Raw genomic sequence first — 16,510 nt, 5'->3', positions numbered from 1 at the left:
ATTTTAAATTCTGCACTATAAGCTTTGTGCTTTATTGACATAAAAAATCACCCCATTATGTAGATTGTACACGACCTTTTATTGACTGTCTACATAATGGGGGTAAGACCAAAACGCGACCCCCTTTGATTTTTATATACTGAGAGAATATATAATTATTAGCTTAAAAGTTTTTAGTTAAAACGAAGATATTTATTTACAATTCCATCAAAATCAATATTCTTCATATCATCTACAATCTCAATTATACCAAGAATTTCATCATTCTTTGTTATTGCATATCCTCCGGGAGAAGCTAAGTTTAATGGAATTTCAAATATTCCTTTCTGTCCAATAAAGGAACTTTCTGTGCTTCCATCTGTAATACTTGATATTATATATTCACCTTCATAATTAGTATAATTAGTTAAGTCTATTGTAAGATTAAAGTCTAGATTACTTTTTGCAACTAATATTAGTGGTTGAAATTCCTTACCTACACCATTGATAATAGCTGTTTGGAATTCTTCAGTTACTTTTGAAGTTGTTATTAAAGTTTCTGGATAAGATGGAGAATCATTTAGTGGAACAGCACAACAACTAGGGCCATTACTTGCACTAGGAAGTGAAGGATCATACTTAGATGTATCTACTGAAGCTAAGTCATCTACAACTTTAATTACTCCTCTAATCATTCCCATCCAACAGCTAAAATTTATATCCTTATCATCTGGTGTAAATTCAATTACATTTTCTCCATTTTTAAGTTTTTGTTGAAGATTTAATGAGTTAACTACCACTGAATTATTACAATAGTTAAGGCTTTCACCATTAATTATCCATTTAACAGGGATCCCCTTTTGAACATAAAAAACATTAGGGCTATAACCATTATTATTAGCAGTCATATTTAGAACTTGAACTCCATCTTCAATAACTGCTTTAGATGAATCAGTGCTAGCATTTGATGCATAAGAACCTTTCATCATAAAGCCAAGTGGATTTAGATTTATTCCAGAAAGAGCTAAACCTCTATTACCCATTATTACTCCTAAAACTATGATAAGAACACCACTAAGTTTAAGAAGTTTCTTAGTGTAGCCTTTACTTAAGAAGCCAGAAATTGCACCAAAGGTAAGCATTAGAGGAACAGTACCTAATGCAAATATAAACATTGATAAAGCACCCTTAAATGCACTTCCAGTACCAAGGGCAAAAAGTTGCATAGTTTGTAGTGGACCACAAGGCATAAATCCATTTACAAGTCCTACAATAAAAGGAGAATTAAACTTTCTTTTATATTTAGATAGAAAGCTAGGGATTTTTATGCTAAATCTTCTGAAAAATTTAAAGCCTGATATGTTTAAACCCATTATAACCATGAATATACCTGCAAAGATTTGAATAAATGCTTTTGCAGTAATTGATAATGAGAATACTGATCCTATGCCACCAATTATTCCTCCTAAAATAGTATAAGAGATAACTCTTCCAATGTTATATAATATAGAAGGTTTTATTGATTCAAGTTTGGATTTGCTTTCTTTAGCAAAAGATAAGCTTTGAGAAAGCATTATACCACCACACATTCCTACACAGTGAATAGAAGTAAATATACCAACGATGAAAAGGAAAGCATATGAAGCATTACTGAGTTTGGATTCCATGTCAAAGCCACTAGTTCTGAAACCTAAAATTAATATAATAAATATTATTACAAGTATTCCTATAGTTCCGAAATTGCTTGAAGCTTCAGTAGAATAGCCAGCTTTATTTATAGTTTTTTTTATTTCATCTAGATTGCATAGACTAGTGTCATATTCAATGTCTAGAGTTTCCTTTGTGTAGTTTGCTTTGGCAATTATTACGCCATTGATTTTTTTCACAGAGTTTTCAATTCTTTTTTCACAAGATGTACAAGTCATTTCATAAACTTTAATTTTTTCTCTTTCAATACCCATAGATATCCTCCTAATTACTAGTTAAAAAAAGTATATGAAATAATTGTGTTATTTTTATGAAGATATCTATACATATTAATTACAAAATAAGGGTAAATTATATTTGATATATAAGATTCAGTATATTTACTTATAATTAATTAGTTTGCCTTATATATCAAATCATAGTAGGAACATAAATAAAGGAGAGATAAACTATGTACAACAAAATTAATTTACCATATGCATTTGATGCATTAGAACCATATATAGATGAAGAAACAGTAAAAACACATTATGGAAAGCATCTTCAAACATATGAAACTAACTTAAATAAAGCTTTAGAAGGTTATGAAGAATATACAAAAGGAAAGACTTTAGATCAATTAATAAAAGATGTAGAAGATTTACCAGAAGAAATAAGACCAGCAGTAGTAAATAATGGTGGTGGTGTATCAAACCATAACCTATATTTCTCAGTACTTTCTCCAACTCCAAAGAAAGCACCAGAAGGAAAGTTACTTGAAGAAATAAATAAAACTTTTGGTAGTGTAGAAAAGCTAAAAGAAGAATTAACAAATGCATCTATATCTCAATTTGGATCAGGATATGGCTTCTTAGTTAAAGATAAGGATGGAAAGTTATCAATAGTGAAGAGAGCTAATCAAAACTCACCAGTTATGGATAATCTTATTCCTATTTTAACAATAGATGTATGGGAACATGCTTATTACTTAAAATATAAAAATTTAAGAGCTGATTATGCTAAAAATATATGGAATGTAATAGATTGGGAAAAAGTTGAAGGACTTTATGAGGATTGTCATAACATTTAAGATTTAAATTATTTTTAAAACAATACTAAAAAAAGCGCATCACTATTTAATATGTTTAATTTATAGTAGACAGTTATAATAAAGCTATCACTATAAATAAACAGGTAAATTTGATGTGCTTTTTTATTTAAATTAAAAATTCATTTATAGTTGATAGAAATCTTCATAAGTTCCACATAAAAGTGAATTATAATTAATATTAAATAATAATTAGTATTCATAGGAGGAGCAAAATGAAAAACACAAATAGAAAATATATAGTAATAGGAGTCGTTGCCTTAGTAATAGTAATCGTATATGCTTTATTGCAGAGTCCTATTAAAGGATCTTTAATGAAAAATGAAAATGGAAAAGAAGATACAAATATAATTAAGAATAATCAGATAGATGAGGCTAATAATAATAATAAGGTAGATAATACTAAAAATAAATTACCAATACCAGAAATTTTAGAAGATACAAATCCAGATGATAATATAGCAGAATTTATATTAGAGCCACAAGAAGGAAAAACTAACTTCATAGGAAATAAAGAAACAGACACTATGGGGTATAATGGTAGTTTTTTAGGTCCAGTAATAAGAGTGAATAAAGGCGAAAAGGTAAATATTCATGTTAATAATAAATTGAAAGAAGCAACAACTCTTCATTGGCATGGATTAGAGGTAGATGGTAAAAATGATGGAGGACCTCATCAAGGAATACAACCAGGAGATACATGGGAGCCAAGCTTTACTATAAATCAGCCAGCAGCAACTTTATGGTACCATCCGCATTTCATCGGAAGCACAGCAACACAAGTTTATAAAGGATTAGCGGGATTATTTTTTATTGAAGATGAAGTATCTAATAGTTTAAATATTCCTAAGGAATATGGAGTAAATGATATACCACTAGTTATTCAAGATAGAAGCTTTAATAAAGATGGAAGCTTTATATATGATACCAATATGATGAATGGAGCAGTAGGAGATACAGTAATTATTAATGGATCAATTAATCCTACTTTAGATGTTAAAACTGAAAAAGTTAGATTTAGAATAGTAAATGGAGCTAATTCAAGTAATTTTGATTTAAAATTAAGTAATAAAGATGAATTTTATCAAATTGCTTCTGATGGAGGTTTTTTAGAAGCTCCAGTAAAACAAAGTAGTATTTTTTTATCACCAGGAGAAAGATCAGAGATAATAGTTGACTTTTCAAAATATGAAGTTGGAACTCAAATAGAATTAAAAAGCGATAATAAGAATATAATGACATTTAATGTTAATGAGAAAGTAGAAGATAAAACTGAAATACCTAGTAGATTAACTACTATAAATAGAATATCAAAGGATAGTGTAACAAAAGAAAGAAGGTTTGAACTTAGAGGAATGGGGCATATGGTATCTATAAATGGTGAAGAGTTTGATATGGATATAATAAATGAAGTAGGTAAATATGGTGAAACAGAAATTTGGACAGTTACAAATCCTGCTACAATGATGCATTCCATGGGACATCCATTTCACATACATGGAACACAGTTTCAAGTTCTAACAAGGAATGGGAAAGAACCTCTACCAGAAGAAATGGGATGGAAAGATACTGTATTTATTAATCCTGATGAAGAAGTAAAACTTATAGTAAGGTTTAATGATATAGGAACATATATGTATCATTGTCACATACTAGAACATGAAGAAGAAGGTATGATGGGGCAAATAAAAATAGAATAAGAATAGAATAAAATTATATTAGAAATATTTTATTTTTATAGGTATTAAAAAGATTAATATTATTAAGGTTTAACTAAGTAGATAATCTTAAAAAGAAAGAGACGTGATTATTTAACTAACTAGTGAAAGTTTAGTTGAAATAAATGCGTCTCTTTATTCTTTAATAATGATATAGTAAATAATAGGATATAAATTAAATTTATTATAAAAAATATAGTAAAAAGTAATTTATAATAACTAATATAATAAACTTAATAAAATAAAGGAGCTATAATGAGTAATACATGGGAAGAAAAATGGTTTGAAGATATAGATTATTTAAAAGAAAACTTAATAAAAAGACATAAAAATTTATTTTTTCATATATCAAGAGATGAGTTTAAAGAAAAAATAAATTATTTAAAATCAATAGTAAATAATTTAGATTACGATGATATGAAGGTTGAGCTAAGTAGAATTGTTGCATCAGTAAAGGATGCACATACTTCTATTATTTTTCCTGTCAAAAATTATTTACCATTTAAGTTTTATTGGTTTAATGATGGAATTTATATAATAAATACTACTGAAAAATATAAAAGTTTATTGTATAAAAAGGTAAGCTCAATTGAGAATATATCAATATATGAAATTATAGAAGAACTAAAAGAAATAATCTCCTATGAAAATGAATTTTTATTTAAAGAGCAGAGCATGAAATATATTCAAGCAGCTGATGTACTTTATGGATTATTATTAATAGATTCAGTAGATAAAGTCAAGATTAAAGTAAATGATTTTGAATGTAATGCAGAGACTGTATCCTTAGAGGAATTGATATATACAGAAGAATATAAATTACCTATATATGCAAAAAATGAATTTGAAAACTTTTGGTATGAACATTTGATAGATTCAAAAGAAATATATATAAAGTATAATTCATGTAGAGAAGATGGAGATATAAAATTAAGTCAAAAGATAAATGATGTAGTTGAGTATATTAATAAAAATTTCATTGAAAGACTAACATTGGATTTAAGTGATAATCTTGGAGGAGATTCTAGATTAATTAGACCGCTTATAGATTTTATAAAAACAAATAAATATTTAAATAAACATGAAAATTTAAAAGTCATAATTGGCAGAAGAACTTTTTCATCAGCCCTTTTAAATGCCTATGAATTTATAAATGAAACTAATGCAAAGATAGTAGGAGAACCATCTGGAGGAAAACCTAACTGTTATGGTGAAATATTAAAATTTGAATTACCAAATAGTAAATTTATTGTTACTTACTCAACGAAATATTACAAGTTAATAGATGATGATTCAGTTATGTCATTATATCCAGAAGAAATAGTTTATAGGAAAATAGAGGATTATATAAAATGATAAAGCTTGGAACTTTGATTAAAAATAAAGAAAGTAATTTTGTTAGAAATAGAGTAATTTATTTATTATTAACTTTAACTACAATGTGCTTTGGATTAATCTCAAGAAAATATATTAATTATTTGCCTAGTTTTATAGGTAAGTATTTAGGGGATATCTTGTGGGCAACTATGGTTTATTTAGGAGTAGCCTTTGTATTTAATAGATTTAATATAAGAAAGATTACAATATTCTCCTTAATATTTTCTTATGGAATAGAAATTTCACAGCTATACCAAGGAGAATGGATTAATGAAATAAGAAGTACTTTAATAGGATCATTAATATTAGGGCATGGATTTTTATTTTCTGATTTAATTTGTTATACTGTTGGGATATTTATAGGAATAATAATAGATAAATTGATATTTAGAAAAAAATTAAATTAATATAAGGGAGGAGAATTATGATAAATTTTGCACATAGGGGAGCAAGCTTTGATTACCCAGAAAATACAATGCTTGCGCTAAAGGAAGGAATTAAATCTGGGGCAAATGGTCTAGAAATAGATGTGCATAAGACAAAAGATAATAAACTTGTTGTAATTCATGATGAAGATGTAGAGCGTACTTACTTAGGAAGAGGATTAGTTAAGGATCTTACTCTTGATGAATTAAGAAAATTTAAAAATAGGAAAAAGTTATTTAGAGATAATAGAGAGTGTAACATACCAACATTAGAGGAAGTACTAGGATTAATAAATGGTAAAGATATAACATTAAATATAGAATTAAAAACAGATGAGATTCATTATAAGGGAATTGAAGAAGATGTAATTAGCTTAATAAATGAGTATAAATTAAATAATCAAATAATTTTATCAAGTTTCAATCATGATTCTATAAAAATAGTTAAGAGATTAGATAGTAGTATAAAGACAGGAATATTATATGATAAACCAATTGAAGATGTAATCAATTATGCAAAAGAGTTAGATGTAGATGCAATTCATCCGGATTTAAGGCTTGTATCAAGAGAATTAATTCAAGAAGCACATGATAATAATTTGAAGGTTAATATATATACTGTTAATAGCCCGATATATATGAGATTACTTATTAAAAATAAAGCAGATGGATTATTTACTGATTATCCAGAATTACTAAGTGAAATATTAAAAAAAGGAGTATAAAAAGATAAAGTTAAATCAATCTACAATGTGTAATTATTTTATAATACATTGTGAATTAATTTAACTTTTTTATTTACTAATTAGATTAAATATTTTTTATAAATTCAAAAATATTATTATTTACTTTATCTTTTTCATCAATAAAGGCTGCATGACCACTTTCTGTTAAAGGAACTAGTGTAGAATCTTCAATGTTTTCATCTAAATATTTAGCAAAGTCATAAGGACAAACTTTATCATGTGTTCCATGTAAAATTAGTGTAGGAATTTTTATTTTAGGTATATCATTAAACAATCTTTCATTTTTAAGGCTAATTAAGCATTGAGTAGTAGCCCATGGGGAAGCTGACAGGGCTATGTTGGTAAACCAGCTTAAAAGAGCTTGAGATATATATTGGTAGAAGAATAAATCAGAAACATTGCTAATAAATCTAGGTCTATCTTTAAGAGAGTCATTTATAAAATTAGTAACTTCTTCTTCAGTATATCCATAGGGCCAATCTCTTGTTTTAACCCAGCTAGGAGCAGCAGCACCTATTAAACAAAGCTTAGATACACCATGACCATTATAATTAGATAAATATCTTATTGAGAGTGCTCCACCCATTGAATGTCCAACTAAAGTAATATTATTTAATTTTAGAACATCAATTACTTTTTTTATGTCTGCTGCCATAGTATCATAGTCATAGCCATTATATGGTCTATCAGAATCACCAAAGCCTCTCAAATCAATGGCAACACATCTATATCCTTTATCAGGAAAGTAATTTAGTTGATATTCGTATACAGTATGATTTAATGGCCATCCATGTATAAATAATATAGTTTTTTCTGCCTCAGAATTTAAGTCTTCAACAGCAATTCTAGCATTATCACTTGTTTTAACAAAATATTTCATAAAGAACTCCTATATATAATTTATCTATATTAATGTATTCAAACATTGAGAAAGCTGTTAATAATTAAAATGATCAGATAAAGTACATTTTAATTTTGTTATTATTAGACTTATGTAAGTGAATATTATAAAGACTATATTGAAATTATAAATATATAATATTAGATAGATGAGGAGTTAAAAGATGAAAATATATAATTATTGTCAAAGTGATGAATTAAAATCTTGTATAGTATGTTATCCAGTAAACTTTAAAATAGTAGATAAAAGTAATAAGTATTATAATAAAATTAACTATGAATTGCTTTATAGTCAGTATAATAACTTTATAAATGCACTAAGTAAAAATAATATAAAGCTATATTTTATCGATATAAATAAAAATGCAACTCAACAAGTTTTTACTCAAGATATTGGTTTTATAATTGATGATATACTTTTTGTAAGTAAAATGAAAGAAAAAGATAGGAAAATTGAAATAGAAAATTTTATGAAGTTTATAAAAGAGAATAATATTAAATATTATCAAATGAAAAATAACATAGAAGGTGGAGATGTTATAAAATACGGAGATGTTGTCTTTGTTGGAATTAGTAGCAGGACAACTATACAGGCTGCCAATGAGCTTCAAGAAGTTTTAATTAATATGAAAAATAATACTAAAGTTATTCCAATTAATTTTGATACTAGTAAAATACATTTGGATTGTGTTTTCAATATCTTAGATAAAGGAAGTGCAGTTATATCTCCATACTTATATGATAAAAAGATAATAGAAAAGTATATAAGTAATTTATATGAAATATCTAAAAAGGATGCAGATGATTTAGGAGTTAACTTTGTATATTTAGGAAATAAGAAGCTATTAAGTAGTAATAAATCTGTTACAGAAATGCTTAAAGAAAAAGGATATGAAGTTGAATTTATAGACTACAGTGAAATAATGAAAAGTGACGGAAGTTTAGGATGTTCCTGTATGTTTGATTTAAGAGAATAAAGAAAGATTTATAAATTTATATTGCAGTTAATGCTAGTAGTGTATTAGATAATTAATGCATTGCTAGCATTAACTATGTTGGGAATTAAGAAAATATAGATTATTTTATAAAATTAAATTCTTAGTATGAACATAAAAGGAATTTTAGAAATATACTATAATAAAATTCTTATGGAGGAAAAGACATGCTAGCACGTAAAAGATATATTTTTTTATCTTTAGAATTACATTTATTTTATGCACGAATTATGAAAGAACATGCTATTTTTTTAGAGGCTGGATTTACCCCTAAAAATGCTAAGCTTGCTAAAGAAGCTGATGACTACAAACTACAATTTGAAAAACTTTTATTAGATACTATAAAATTAAGCCAAGGAAGAATTAGAGAAGGGGTATTAGATTCAGGTGAACTTTATACTGATTATACTTTAAGTACAGAAAGAAAAACGCAACATTATACTGGGATAGAAATAAACTCTAAAATAACAATTATGCAAACAAAACTACACTGTAAAGGTGATAAGGAACATGATAAAAAAATAATGGATTCCGTGAAAAAACTTAATTGTAGAGCTATAAAATTACTTGATGGCTTAATAGATTTTAAAACAAAGGTTTTAAATGAAGTACTAGCATGTAATATATTTACAGCAAGTTACCCTACATTTTTAGATCACTTAATACATGAAGCAAAACTATATCGTTCATATGTTTATTCTTTGGAAAATGATCAAGATATTGAAGAGAAAAATATTAAGGATGCTGAGTTGTTTTGGGACCATATTATGCTTGAACATGCTTCTTTTATAAGAGGATTATTAGACCCTTCTGAAGGAAAATTAATAAGAACAGCAGATGAATTTGTAAAGATATATAATGATTTAATTCAAAGTACTATGGATATGGATGCTACAGGAATGTTAGGTGTTACTGATAACACATTAACAGAAACTATTAATTTTAGAGATTTTAAAAGATCAGGTACAGAAGGAATTGATGAGTGTAAAATAAAATCCATGATGCTTCCACTTATGGCTGATCATGTATTAAGAGAAGCAAATCATTATATAAGATTACTTAAAAGTTATGAAGAGAGGATTTAAGTTAAGGTGATTTTAATAAAAACTGACATACATAAGAAGAGGAAATAAGAAAATTTTATATAAATATATTAAAGTAGCAACCTTTTATAATTATGATAAAGTTAGTGAATTAAGTTATAACTATAGAAATGATTTAAAAAAGTAATTAAATAAGTGTTAAGAAAGTAAGGATTAGAATTATTAGGTTAATACTAATTCTTATTTTTTATTTTTAATCCTTTTTTGAACATATATAAGAGTATTTTTACTTAGAGTATAGCACTTGAATAAGAGAATTTATATATGATTACTGTTATAAAGATTAAATTAAATATATAATCGCTATCTAACTTATGGAAATTTCAATTTAAAAGGAGCAAATAGTATAGAATGTTCATTTTAGTATGTATTTTTTACATTTAAATTAAAAGATCAACATAATAATTTGTCCTTCTATTAAAATATTTGTAGGGAATGGGGGAAAGTTTTTATGAGATATAACTATTTAGTAAAACAGCATGATATAACGGACTGTGCAGCTGCTTGCCTTGCAACAGTATGTATGTATTATAAAAAAGAAATAACTATAACAAAATTAAGGGATATACTTGGAACAGATATAAAAGGGACAACCTTATTAGGATTAGAGGATGGAGCAAAAAAGCTAGGATTTGATACTAGGGCAATTAGAGTCGATAAAGAGGGATTTAAACAAAAATTTACTCTTCCAGCAATTGCTCATGTTATTACTAAAGAAGGTCTAAGCCATTTTGTAATTGTACATAAAATAAAAAAGGAAGAAGTAATGATATTAGACCCGGCAAAAGGAAAAGAAAAAAAGAAAATAGATGAATTTTTTAAAATATTTGATGGAGTATTATTACTATTAATACCAAACAATGAATTTAATCCAGGTAAGATAAAAGGTCAAGGAATACTTCCTAAATTTATACAACTGTTATTACCTCAAAAATCACTTTTTATATATAGTATAGTTGTTTCAACAATACTGACAGTACTTGGAATAGCATCTGCATTTTTCAATAAAATACTTATGGATGAGATACTTCCATATAATTTAAAAAACCAATTAAATATATTTGTTATAGGATTTTTACTTTTAGCAATAACTCAAATTGGATTAGGTGCAATAAGGCAACATATGCTTTTATATCTATCTCAAAAAATAGATATTCCATTATTATTAGGGTATTTCAAACATGTATATAAATTACCTATGAAATTTTTTGCATCAAGGAAAGTAGGAGATATACTTACTAGATTTAGTGATGCATTTACAATAAAAAATATATTAACATCAGTGTCGTTATCTTTGATTATGGATATTGTTTTAGCAACTGTATCGGCATCAATACTGTATGTAATGAATCAAAAATTATTTGTTGTTATTTTAGTTTTAACAATAGTTAGCGCTGCTTTAATTTATATATTTAAAGGACCTTATAAAAAAATAAATTTAGAACAAATGGAAGCAGGAGCAAGGCTAAATAGTCAGATTATAGAAAGTTTAAAAGGAATAGAAACTATAAAGGTTCATGCAGCAGAAGAAAATAGTATTGAAAAATTAGAATTAGAATATATTAGAAATCTAAAAATAGCTTTTAAAGAAGGAGTTTTATCAAATATTCAAGGGTCAATATCAGGTGCAGTATCAAGTGTAGGAAATCTTATTCTTATGTATATAGGAGCTATGATGATTATGAAAGGAGATATTACATTAGGTAGTCTTATGGCATTTTCAACTCTTTCAGGTTATTTTATGGACCCAATAGGAAGACTTATAGGACTACAATTAAGTATCCAAGAAGCTAGTATATCTTTAAAAAGAATTTCAGAAATATATGAAGTAGAAAAAGAGCAAGATGAAACTGAAGTAGAAAAAATTAAATTAGAAAAAGTAGATGGAGATATAGAATTAAATAATATTACTTTTAGATATGGAAGTAGATCACCAGTTTTAAATGATGTAAGCATAAAAATTCCTAAAGGTAAAAAGGTAGCACTAGTTGGAGAATCAGGAAGTGGGAAAACAACGATATCTAAACTTTTATTAAAGTACTATACTCCTGAAGAAGGAAAAATAAATATAAATGGATATAACATAGAAGAATTAGATTTATATAACTTAAGAGAAAATATATCATATGTTCCTCAAAATGTTGAATTGTTTTCAGGCTCTATAAAAGAAAATATAACTTTAGGAAAAGCAAATGCAAGTTATGAAGAAATAAAAAGTGCTTGTGAAAATGCAGGATGCAAGGAGTTTATAGAAAAGCTACCTGGAAAATATGGAACATTCTTAGAAGAAGCAGGGGGAGGACTTTCAGGTGGAGAAAAACAAAGAATTGCACTTGCAAGAGCTTTAATTAAAAAACCAAGCTTTTCAATACTAGATGAAGCAACAAGTAATTTAGATTTTATAAGTGAAGCAAAGATATTTGATACCTTATTTAAGAAGGGAAAGAATATTACAATGCTAATGATAGCTCATAGATTATCTACTATAAGAAGTTGTGACATAATTTATGTTATGGATAAAGGTAAAATTGTAGAAGAAGGAAACCATGAAAGTTTATTAAAGAAAAAAGGGTATTATTATAAGCTTTATGTAAGTCAAGTTGGATCATTAGAAGAAAGAGATAATCTGTTTATTAATGATTCTAGTTATAAAATTAACGAAAAGAGTGCAATTTCACATGAAGAAATAATTGAGGAGGGTGAAGAGTATGAATACAATTGAAAAAATAGCTTTGAGAGAAAATAAGACTTTAAAGCTTAATAATCTATTAATTAGAGAAGTAAGTGAAAATGAATTAATTGATATAAATAAAATTAGCTATATGATGGATAGCTATATTAAATCAAAAGGAAACTCAACTATGGGACCAATGATAAATTATTCTACTATAGAAGTAGATGAAAGTGGACAAGCTAAAGTAATAATAAAGCTAATGATTCAATTAAAAAATCCCATTTATAATGTTGAAAAACCATATGAATTAAAGGATCAATTAAGAGTTACTAATTGCTTATTTGCTAGATTTACAGAAAAAGAAGAAAACTTACAATTTGCATATCAAAAGCTAGGAGTATATGCCTTTGAAAACGATATAAAGTTAAAAGGAGATTCCTATACTGTATTTGTAAAACAAGAAGAAGAAAATATTGTGGCAGATGTATTTATGGAAACTTTGAAAGGTGGAGATTTACTTGAAAGTATATAACTTAAATGAAATTACTGATAGTAAAATTCTTTATGATAGAAAGCCACCAGCTTTTATGAACTATATTATTTTAATAGTTACAGTATTAATAGTTGTATCATTAATTTGGGCAAATAAATCAGTTAAAACATATATGGTAAAAGGACAAGGTATAGTAGTTTCAGAAAATAAATCACATATTATGACTAAGGGATCAGGAGAAATAAAAGATGTATTTATAAGTGAAGGAAGTGAAGTTAAAGAAGGAGATGTATTATTTACAACTAATGGACTTGAAACAGATCTTCAATTAGAACAAATAAATGCACAAATAAACAGCTATAGCAGAAGAATAGAACTTTTAAGCATAGCAGAAGAAAATGCAACAAATGGAAGAAATTATTTTGATAGATATAAGGAAGAAGAAAGTGAATTTTATAATAAATTAAATGCAGCTTATATAGCTAGAAAAGAATTTACTGTAGATAAGGAGTCCTTAAAAAAACAAGGTTATGAAGATAAGCAAATTGAAGAATATGCTAGAACGCAAAAAAAATAAATCAGATGAGCATTATTATAAAACTATCTCAGAGTTCACAAATGAAAAAATCAATATGAATTAGAGTTATCAAAACTAGTAGCACAAAAAGAAGCTTTAGAAAAAGGAAAAGGTCAGTATGAAGTAGTTGCTCAAAAAGCTGGAGTAGTACATTTAAACACACCATTAACACCAGGGATGGTGCTTCAAGGAGGAAGTTTAATAGGAACTATAACAAGTAAAGAAGAAGAATTAACAATAGAAACTATGTTACCTTCAAGTGATAGACCAAGAATACATGTAGGAGATGAAGTATCTTTAGCAGTTGGAGGGTTATTACAATCAGAATACGGAACAATACTAGGAAAAGTAGTAAGTATAGATGAAGATGCAACTATAGATAATGAAAAAGGAAATGTATTTTTTAAAGTTAAAGTTAAACCAGATAAAACTTATTTGGAAGATTCAAAAGGGGAAAAGGTTAACTTAACAATTGGAATGGTAACTGAAACAAGAGTTAAGTATGAAAAAATTACTTATATGAAATATATTTTAGAACTGATAGGAATTAAGTTTAGTTAATTACTTTGCATTAAAAGAAAATTAAATATAGTAAAGTTAATATACAAAGCGCCGTATTAATTAATTTTATGTTAAATATTTACAAGTGTTTAAAGTTCTTTTAAAATAAATATATATAAATGGAGGAGAAGAAAATGAGTGCATTTGTATTACAAAGAGAATAAGCTTTACAGTTACCAAATAGCTATGTAGAAATTGATAGAGATGAAATGGAATATGTTGATGGAGGCGCTCAGAAAATAGATTACTGGTGGGGATGGGCTGCGATTTTATTTGGTGATGAAATGAAAGAAATGGCAAACATATTAGAATTTAATTTATATTCAGGAGGTGGACTAGCAGCTCTTGCTGGAGCAATATATGCAATAGATATAATGTATGTAAAAACAGTATTATCTAATGCTAAAAGCGCATGTGCAACTATTTCAAAGACTATTGCAGGTTACTCAGTAAATCTTTGGTAAAGTAATCAATTTTTAATTGGTAATTGTTAATACTATATTTTAAAGGACTTTGATATTAAGGAGTTGTTTAATGTAGTCTATATTAAAGTTCTTTATAATTATATAAAAATCATTTAAATAGTTAGTTGAGGTTATGAAGTAAATATGAAATCATTTATAATATAAATTGTGAAATTATTTCAGAATTTAGGAAAGGATTAATTTTATGAAGTTAATTTATAAATATCCATTGATATGTTCAATAATAATTAATATATTGCTACTAGGTATAATATCATATTTATGTAAATATAATTATTTGTTTGGAATTGCTATTCCATTTACTGGAGTTTTAAACCGTAAAATACTAATAAATGGTGTCGAGATGAATAATAAGAAGAAAGTAGTTATTATAGCTGAATATACAGTAAGTTTAATAGTTTTTATAACATATAATACTATTATTTTATTAAATAATATGTAAAAGATTAGAAAGTGGGATTCGTAGCAAGTGGGATTCAGAGAATCACACAAACACCCCCAGGTACAACGCTGATATAGATAAAAAATCAAAGGAAAAAAAGTTAGTTTAATTATAGGCAGGGTAACTAAAAGACTGGCTAAGTCTGAAAGCCCATCTTACTAAGGTAACTGAGGAAGAGGTTCCTTTTAAAGAAGGGAATACTCTTTACAATTACCAAATAGCTACATAGAAATTGACAAAGATGAAATGGAACATGTTGATGGTGGAGGATATTAGAGCAATTATACATTAAGAAGCAATTTAATAGGATGGGAATTGAAGCAGCATATTTATCATCAGTAGTAGGCTTCACTAGAGTATATAACGCAATTAAATATGGTCTTGGTGTAATAAAAGCAGGCTTAGTTGGAACTTTAGGACTTTCAAGGTCAAGTTCTATCTAGATATGTATCATGGAAGGTTGGTACATTTATGAGTGAGATTGTTCAAGCACTATATAAAGGTCGTGGTATAGAATTCTATTGGGGAGTTACAGGATCTTGTTTATATGCATCATAAATAATATAGAGTTTAATTAAAAGCTATAATTATATAATAGAAACAAGTTAGATGAGTGATTATTAAAGAATAATTATCACTCATCTTATTTAAAATAAAATGGAGAAGAAACAAATGGAAAATAAGAAAAATATAAAAAAATTATATTTAATTACATTGATGATGTATGTTAGTACATTAATTATAACAATAACATTGAATAGTGAGGAAAATCTATCAAGTTTAAAAAATGGGCCATTACTAATGTTTTTATTCTATGGACAGTTAATTCTTATATTAATTAATATTGTAATTAATATAACTTACAAAAAGGTTAGTTTTTAGAATTGAAAAAAATATTAGATGTTGAATTAATAATAAAGTCAATAATTTTTCTAATTTATAATATACTATTATCTAATTTAAATCGAAGTTTTAGTGGTATTTATTAATTTTTAAAGTTTTTTTATTTGTTTTATCAATAAATATATTTAAGTAATAATTAAAAAAAACATTATAGTGCTACTAGCCTTAAAAATAAAATAAATTTAGGATTAATTATAGGAGCTATGATTAATATATCAATTTTTATTTATCTCTATTTTATGTTTAATGAATTAGATAAAAAGACATTTTTTAATATGAGAGATATTGCTTTTATAATTTCAGCTTTATTTATAATTCCATATTTTAAGAAAACCCAA

Annotated in this window: 16 protein-coding genes and 1 pseudogene; 15 read left to right on the top strand and 2 right to left on the bottom strand. The window is 26.3% G+C overall.

Annotated features, from left to right (window positions below; all coding sequences use genetic code 11):
* Positions 1 to 173: 173 nt before the first annotated feature.
* Positions 174 to 1,940: a sulfite exporter TauE/SafE family protein gene (locus J7M87_RS13900; protein ID WP_291651712.1), complete on the bottom strand. Its 1,767-nt coding sequence runs from the start codon at positions 1,938 to 1,940 to the stop codon at positions 174 to 176.
* A 197-nt stretch (positions 1,941 to 2,137) separates the two neighbouring features.
* Between J7M87_RS13900 and J7M87_RS13895 the strand changes: the two genes are divergently transcribed.
* From J7M87_RS13895 to J7M87_RS13875, 5 genes are all read left to right on the top strand, one after another.
* Positions 2,138 to 2,755, top strand: a complete 618-nt coding sequence (locus J7M87_RS13895; protein ID WP_291651710.1) for a superoxide dismutase — start codon at positions 2,138 to 2,140, stop codon at positions 2,753 to 2,755.
* 233 nt (positions 2,756 to 2,988) lie between these two features.
* Entirely contained in the window at positions 2,989 to 4,473 is a 1,485-nt protein-coding gene (locus J7M87_RS13890; RefSeq protein WP_291651708.1) for a multicopper oxidase domain-containing protein, read from the top strand.
* A 273-nt stretch (positions 4,474 to 4,746) separates the two neighbouring features.
* Entirely contained in the window at positions 4,747 to 5,847 is a 1,101-nt protein-coding gene (locus tag J7M87_RS13885; protein ID WP_291651706.1) for a peptidase S41, read from the top strand.
* Complete coding sequence (locus J7M87_RS13880) at positions 5,844 to 6,275, top strand: DUF2809 domain-containing protein (RefSeq protein ID WP_291651704.1); 432 nt, start codon at positions 5,844 to 5,846, stop codon at positions 6,273 to 6,275. Before J7M87_RS13885 ends, J7M87_RS13880 begins: the two co-directional genes overlap by 4 nt.
* A gap of 17 nt (positions 6,276 to 6,292) precedes the next feature.
* Positions 6,293 to 7,018: a glycerophosphodiester phosphodiesterase gene (locus J7M87_RS13875; protein WP_291651702.1), complete on the top strand. Its 726-nt coding sequence runs from the start codon at positions 6,293 to 6,295 to the stop codon at positions 7,016 to 7,018.
* Positions 7,019 to 7,103: 85 nt separating this feature from the next.
* On the opposite strand, the gene J7M87_RS13870 is transcribed toward J7M87_RS13875, so the two are convergent.
* Positions 7,104 to 7,919, bottom strand: a complete 816-nt coding sequence (locus tag J7M87_RS13870) for an alpha/beta hydrolase (RefSeq protein ID WP_291651700.1) — start codon at positions 7,917 to 7,919, stop codon at positions 7,104 to 7,106.
* A gap of 184 nt (positions 7,920 to 8,103) precedes the next feature.
* Here J7M87_RS13870 and J7M87_RS13865 point away from each other — a divergent pair, with 184 nt between their 5' ends.
* The 10 genes and pseudogenes from J7M87_RS13865 (at position 8,104) to J7M87_RS13820 (ending at position 16,151) form a co-directional block, all read left to right on the top strand.
* On the top strand, positions 8,104 to 8,916 hold the full coding sequence (locus tag J7M87_RS13865; protein WP_291651698.1) for an arginine deiminase family protein: 813 nt from the start codon (positions 8,104 to 8,106) through the stop codon (positions 8,914 to 8,916).
* A gap of 185 nt (positions 8,917 to 9,101) precedes the next feature.
* On the top strand, positions 9,102 to 10,019 hold the full coding sequence (locus J7M87_RS13860; protein WP_291651696.1) for a DUF2935 domain-containing protein: 918 nt from the start codon (positions 9,102 to 9,104) through the stop codon (positions 10,017 to 10,019).
* 469 nt (positions 10,020 to 10,488) lie between these two features.
* Complete coding sequence (locus tag J7M87_RS13855) at positions 10,489 to 12,759, top strand: peptidase domain-containing ABC transporter (protein WP_291651694.1); 2,271 nt, start codon at positions 10,489 to 10,491, stop codon at positions 12,757 to 12,759.
* Positions 12,746 to 13,243, top strand: a complete 498-nt coding sequence (locus J7M87_RS13850) for a hypothetical protein (protein WP_291651692.1) — start codon at positions 12,746 to 12,748, stop codon at positions 13,241 to 13,243. Before J7M87_RS13855 ends, J7M87_RS13850 begins: the two co-directional genes overlap by 14 nt.
* Positions 13,230 to 13,781, top strand: a complete 552-nt coding sequence (locus J7M87_RS13845; protein WP_291651691.1) for a biotin/lipoyl-binding protein — start codon at positions 13,230 to 13,232, stop codon at positions 13,779 to 13,781. Before J7M87_RS13850 ends, J7M87_RS13845 begins: the two co-directional genes overlap by 14 nt.
* Before the next feature lie 135 nt (positions 13,782 to 13,916).
* A pseudogene (locus J7M87_RS13840) lies at positions 13,917 to 14,342 on the top strand (HlyD family efflux transporter periplasmic adaptor subunit); the annotation flags it as partial.
* A gap of 209 nt (positions 14,343 to 14,551) precedes the next feature.
* On the top strand, positions 14,552 to 14,806 hold the full coding sequence (locus J7M87_RS13835) for a hypothetical protein (RefSeq protein WP_291651689.1): 255 nt from the start codon (positions 14,552 to 14,554) through the stop codon (positions 14,804 to 14,806).
* Between the two features lie 205 nt (positions 14,807 to 15,011).
* Positions 15,012 to 15,269, top strand: coding sequence for a hypothetical protein (locus J7M87_RS13830; RefSeq protein ID WP_291651687.1), 258 nt, complete (start codon positions 15,012 to 15,014; stop codon positions 15,267 to 15,269).
* A gap of 308 nt (positions 15,270 to 15,577) precedes the next feature.
* The gene (locus J7M87_RS13825; protein WP_291651685.1) at positions 15,578 to 15,712 is read left to right on the top strand and encodes a hypothetical protein; all 135 of its coding nucleotides are present in this window, start codon (positions 15,578 to 15,580) and stop codon (positions 15,710 to 15,712) included.
* Between the two features lie 229 nt (positions 15,713 to 15,941).
* Positions 15,942 to 16,151 (top strand): hypothetical protein, encoded by a 210-nt coding sequence (locus J7M87_RS13820; protein WP_291651683.1) that lies wholly within the window; start codon positions 15,942 to 15,944, stop codon positions 16,149 to 16,151.
* Positions 16,152 to 16,510: the final 359 nt, after the last annotated feature.

It is taken from the genome of Clostridium sp. (assembly GCF_017888565.1).
Lineage (GTDB): Bacteria > Bacillota > Clostridia > Clostridiales > Clostridiaceae > Clostridium.
This window is presented reverse-complemented; position numbering and strand designations above follow the sequence as displayed.

Bases quoted from the DNA above. Each gene is read 5' to 3' on its own strand.
- J7M87_RS13900 (WP_291651712.1), bottom strand. From the start codon at position 1,940: ATGGGTATTGAAAGAGAAAAAATTAAAGTTTATGAAATGACTTGTACA.
- J7M87_RS13895 (WP_291651710.1), top strand. From the start codon at position 2,138: ATGTACAACAAAATTAATTTACCATATGCATTTGATGCATTAGAACCA.
- J7M87_RS13890 (WP_291651708.1), top strand. From the start codon at position 2,989: ATGAAAAACACAAATAGAAAATATATAGTAATAGGAGTCGTTGCCTTA.
- J7M87_RS13885 (WP_291651706.1), top strand. From the start codon at position 4,747: ATGAGTAATACATGGGAAGAAAAATGGTTTGAAGATATAGATTATTTA.
- J7M87_RS13880 (WP_291651704.1), top strand. From the start codon at position 5,844: ATGATAAAGCTTGGAACTTTGATTAAAAATAAAGAAAGTAATTTTGTT.
- J7M87_RS13875 (WP_291651702.1), top strand. From the start codon at position 6,293: ATGATAAATTTTGCACATAGGGGAGCAAGCTTTGATTACCCAGAAAAT.
- J7M87_RS13870 (WP_291651700.1), bottom strand. From the start codon at position 7,919: ATGAAATATTTTGTTAAAACAAGTGATAATGCTAGAATTGCTGTTGAA.
- J7M87_RS13865 (WP_291651698.1), top strand. From the start codon at position 8,104: ATGAAAATATATAATTATTGTCAAAGTGATGAATTAAAATCTTGTATA.
- J7M87_RS13860 (WP_291651696.1), top strand. From the start codon at position 9,102: ATGCTAGCACGTAAAAGATATATTTTTTTATCTTTAGAATTACATTTA.
- J7M87_RS13855 (WP_291651694.1), top strand. From the start codon at position 10,489: ATGAGATATAACTATTTAGTAAAACAGCATGATATAACGGACTGTGCA.
- J7M87_RS13850 (WP_291651692.1), top strand. From the start codon at position 12,746: ATGAATACAATTGAAAAAATAGCTTTGAGAGAAAATAAGACTTTAAAG.
- J7M87_RS13835 (WP_291651689.1), top strand. From the start codon at position 14,552: ATGGAATATGTTGATGGAGGCGCTCAGAAAATAGATTACTGGTGGGGA.
- J7M87_RS13830 (WP_291651687.1), top strand. From the start codon at position 15,012: ATGAAGTTAATTTATAAATATCCATTGATATGTTCAATAATAATTAAT.
- J7M87_RS13825 (WP_291651685.1), top strand. From the start codon at position 15,578: ATGGGAATTGAAGCAGCATATTTATCATCAGTAGTAGGCTTCACTAGA.
- J7M87_RS13820 (WP_291651683.1), top strand. From the start codon at position 15,942: ATGGAAAATAAGAAAAATATAAAAAAATTATATTTAATTACATTGATG.